The 4,395-nt window shown below is 67.4% G+C and carries 2 protein-coding genes and 3 pseudogenes; 4 read left to right on the top strand and 1 reads right to left on the bottom strand.

What is annotated here, in order from left to right:
• From DD1DGNOD_RS12505 to DD1DGNOD_RS12490, 4 genes and pseudogenes are all read left to right on the top strand, one after another.
• A partial coding sequence (locus tag DD1DGNOD_RS12505) for a transposase (protein ID WP_165036639.1) occupies positions 1-591 on the top strand: 591 nt, incomplete at its 5' end.
• Positions 592-895: 304 nt separating this feature from the next.
• Positions 896-1,717, top strand: a pseudogene (locus tag DD1DGNOD_RS12500) (HARBI1 family protein).
• Between the two features lie 315 nt (positions 1,718-2,032).
• Positions 2,033-2,299: pseudogene (locus DD1DGNOD_RS12495) on the top strand (transposase); the annotation flags it as partial.
• 36 nt (positions 2,300-2,335) lie between these two features.
• Positions 2,336-2,815, top strand: a pseudogene (locus DD1DGNOD_RS12490) (IS6 family transposase); the annotation flags it as partial.
• An 81-nt stretch (positions 2,816-2,896) separates the two neighbouring features.
• On the opposite strand, the gene DD1DGNOD_RS12485 reads toward DD1DGNOD_RS12490, so the two are convergent.
• Complete coding sequence (locus DD1DGNOD_RS12485) at positions 2,897-4,195, bottom strand: zinc ribbon domain-containing protein (protein ID WP_165036637.1); 1,299 nt, start codon at positions 4,193-4,195, stop codon at positions 2,897-2,899.
• Positions 4,196-4,395: the final 200 nt, after the last annotated feature.

The following is a 4,395-nucleotide window of genomic DNA, read 5'->3' as shown; positions in this document are numbered from 1 at the left end:
CTCCCGCTCCACCCGCCCCGACTGGCTACCCCCCGTCACCACCCACCCGCGGGCGGCGTAATCAGCCGAATACAGAATCCGGCCAACTGCAAAGAGCCTGAAATCTCCTACCGGAAAGGGCACCATTATCTTACTGTCGTTATCGACCATGACACCGGCCGGATTGTCTGGGCCGGTGAAGGCCGCTGCAAGGAGACGTTGAACGCGTTCTTCGATCTGCTGGGCGACGACCGCAGCAGGAAGATCACGATCGTGTCGGCGGACGCCGCCGAGTGGATCTCCATGGTGGTCAAAGCCCGTTGCCCGCAGGCGAAGCGGTGCATGGACCCCTTCCACGTGGTGGCGTGGGCGACGGGAGCGGTCGACGCGGTCCGTCGGCGTACCGTGAACGAGCTGCGCCACGCCGGCCGGGGTAAAGCGGCCAAGGAGTTGAAAGGTACCCGGTGGGCGTTACTGAAAAACCCGGGGAACCAGAGCGGGGACCAGCGCACCACCGTCGCCTCGATCAAGAAGGCGAACCGGAAGCTGTATACCGCCTACCTTTTGAAAGAGCAGTTACGGGAGGTGTTCACAGTGAGCCTTTCCGCGTAACGACCCGTCGCGATGGGTAGCCAGACGGCAAAATCGAAAGAATGGGCGAGTCCTTACACTCGGCGTGGGCCTTTCCGGCAGCTATGACATGCCAACAGATTGCCGTGGACCGGCCAATGCTTACCCGCCTGATGGCGGGGCCTCCCACGCCGGCAACGACACGTGCCGGGTGACGAGCCATTGCCGTCCGTGGCGGTGGCGGTGCGACACGCCGACAGCGTGGCGGATTCCACCCGAAGACGCGGAACCCCGGTAGGAAGACTGTTCCTGCGAAAGATCAGCTTCAGGGGGGTTCCGCGTCCCGATGAGTGTGACATACACAGCCGTGCTGCCGGCACGTGACGAGACGGTCCAGTTCCTGGAACGCCTGTTGGAAGCGGAGCGTGCCCGGCGCGGCACCCGGGCCGGTACCCGGGCGCTGACCTGCGTGCAGCAGGCGGTGCTGGTGGCGCGCTGGTTCCTCGACGGCACCCGGGCCACGCAGCTGGCCACCGACAACAAAATGGGTAAATCGGCTGTTTACGATTCATCCACGAGGCCGTCGACGTGCTCGCCGAGCGGGCGCCGACGCTTCGGTCGGCGCTGCTGGGCGCGAAGATAGCCGGCTACAGCCACGTCGCCGTGGACGGCACGTTGATCGAAACGGATCAGGTGGGGACCCCCGGGCCCACCGCGGGGGTGGACCTGTGGTGGTCGGGTAAGCATCACCACCACGGCGGCAACGTCCAGGTGTTCAGCGGACCGGACGGCTGGCCGCTGTGGACCTCGCAGGTGCGGCCCGGGCCGGGAACACGACACCACCGCGCTGCGCGCACACGCCGACATCCTGCCCCTGCTCTCCGAGATCGGCGCGGAACTGGCCACCCTCGGTGACCTCGGCTACGAAGGCGAGAAGGACACCATCGTGGTGGCGTTCAAGAAACCGAAGGGTGGGGAACTTACCGAGGAGCAGAAGGCCTCCAACAAGGCCCACAACGGCAAGCGGGCGGTCGGCGAGCGTGCGAACACGCTGCTGAAGGTCACGTTCAAGGCGTTGCGTCGTGTCAGGATGTGCCCCTGGAAGATCGGGAGGATCGTGGCGGCGGCCCTGGTGCTTCTGCACGTCGAGCACGACCGGACGACCTGATCCCGCCCGCGCGTGTCGTAGGGGTCGTCACGGCGGGCCGGGCCGACCGAACAGCAAGATCATGGCATTCCGGTGGCGGACACGTTCACCCCACCCAACTGTCGTTACTTAACGTTCCCGTGCAGGGGATTCCTGTCGAGCGCGCCCAAGACCGGTGGGAATTGGCCGGTCCGGGACATTCGGTTGGCCTACCGCGACTGGTGGAATAGCCGGCCGGGGTGTAGTGGCCCTGTCTATTCTCGCGGCTCTGCATCTTGCTACCGAACGTAACGAGTCGTTACGCAGAAAGGCTCAGTCGGTGGCGACGCGGGGAAGAAACTCCTCGCGGGCTGGTTGTCCTGGGCTTACCGCAGCCAAATCCCGGAATTCATCGCGATCGCCAAAACCGTGGAGGAACAGCGTCTGGCGATCCGGAACACCCTCGAGTACGCCGTCTCGAACGCCCGCTCCGAGGCCACCAACACCCACTTGCGCCAGCTCACCCGACGCGCCTGCGGCTTCCATTCACCTGACGCACTGATCGCCAAGGCGACCCTCACCCGCGGTGGCCTCAACATAACCCTTCCCGGCCGAGTCACATGATCACCGATCAGATATCCACTGATCTAGCAGAAGAGCCACATTCCCGGGGATCGGTGGTTTGTCGACGAGACGTATGTGAAGGTTTCCGGCCGGTGGGTCTATCTGTACCGGGCGGTCGACCAGGACGGGCAGGTCATCGACGTGTTCGCCTCCGACCAGCGTTATCTGGCCGCAGCCCGCCGCTTCTTCACCCGGGCCCTGTCGCACGGCCGCCGCCCGGTCGAGGTGACCACCGACCAGGCCGCCTCCTACCCGCGGATCCTCGACGAGCTGCTGCCCGCCGCCCACCATGTCGATGCCCGGCGGGCGAACAACCGGATCGAGTCCGATCACAGCCAGCTGAAAGCCCGGCTCCGACCCATGCGCGGGCTCACACGCCTGCGCTCCGCGCAGACGATCAGTTCCGGGCATGCGTTCGTGCGGAACATTCGCCGCGGCCACGACGAACTCGGCGTCGACGCCGAACCGCACCTGCGGGTGTCGGCTGCCTTCGCCGAGCTCGCGCTGGCGGTCTGATCAGCGGTTCGGCTGGGCTCGCCATGTCCTGACTCCGCTGAATGCAACAGACCCGCTCAACCCCGCCGAGATGTCGTGGTCTCAGTGCAGCTCCTGTCGGGTTCGTGCCGCATGAGAATCAGACTCCTTTCCCGGGTCGGCGGGTTCTTCCCCGGTCCAGCGGCGCCGGTTGTGGTAGCCGGCGGGCAACTGGTGCAGAGCCCGTAGCCGTTCGACCTCGCCACGGTCAGCAAGGATGATCCACCGGTGAGGTGGCCGGGTCTCCTGCCGGCTAGTGATCCAGCCGCGCCTGAGCCAGCCGAACAGCGTCGCCACCGGCATCCCGATCTCACGGGCGAGCGTGGCCAGCCACCATTCATCGGGCCCGAGAAGATCCTCCTCGGCATGCGGTTGCGGGCGGGCGGGGCACAGACCGTGCCGGTGAAGAAGCTGGAGGACTTCACCGTCATGGAAACGCTCCTGTCCGCGGGGCGGCCGTAGACCGTCGCGGGCAAGCTGGTCGGCGATGGCCTTCGCGGTCAACCCAGCGGCGGCCAGCGCCCGCAGCCGGTCGACCAGCCGGGAATAGTAGGACAGCTGATCGACCCGGGCCACCGGCCGCACCAACTCGGCGCTGCTGCGGCTCCCGCCGGCCCACACGAGGGTGGTATGCACGTTCTCGCTCGCACCCTCGGCGGTGACCTCGACCTGATCCACCACGCAGCGCAGCAGCTGCTTGCGGTCGGCGCAGGTGGTGGTCGCCGCCTGCCACAGCGCGGGAATGTCACGGGACAGCGCGCGAATGGCGGCCCGTTCCACCGGGCTCAACCGGACAGGGCGGGTGCGGATGAACCGCTGGTAGTCCTCGACGAGCTGCTGGCGGACGGTGAGCGCGGCCTCCCAGTCGGACTCCAACTGCCGGACCACCAGGCGGTTCTCCGATTCGGCCTGCTCATACTGGCGCCGGGCCCGCGCACACGCCTGCTCGGCGCGTTCCAGCCGCTGCCGCCAGAGACGGTCCAACGCCAGCCGGCGCTGTTCGATCTGCCCGGTGGCCTGTACCGACAGCTCCACCGCCGCCGGGGCCAGTGCGGCGAGTACCTGCTCGACCACATGGGCATCGAGGAAGGCCCCGGCCATCTGCTGGCAGCGCTCCACCCCGTAGGTCAGGTGCCCGCGCCGGCACACATAGCGGTGCACCAGACCGGTGCGGCTGCGCTCGTAGGTCACGCCCATCCGCCGGTGGCAGACCCCGCAGATCACCAGCCCGGCCAGCAGCGCGGGGCCGTCTCGGGGAGCACCGAGGCACTCGGCCCGGGCCCGGTTGGCCTGCATCCGGGCCAGGTTGGCCTCGTACTGCTCGACGGTGATGTAGGCGGGCAGCAGTCCGGGGATCGTCACCAGCCAGTCGTCGGACGCGGTACGGACCCGGCCTGTATGCGGATGCCCAGACAGCGCACGGGCCCGTATCGACGCGGGTCCGCCCATAGGCGTAGATCCCAGCGTAGGCCGGGTTACGCAGCATGTTCTGGATCCCGGTCTGATGCGGGCGGCGCCAGACCACCTCGCCCTTGGCCGCCCCGGTGCGCTCCCGCATCCCG

This window comes from Candidatus Protofrankia californiensis (assembly GCF_900634765.1).
GTDB lineage: Bacteria > Actinomycetota > Actinomycetes > Frankiales > Frankiaceae > Protofrankia > Protofrankia californiensis.
Note: the sequence above shows the minus strand (reverse complement) of the source record. Positions and strands in the feature narration are given on the sequence as shown.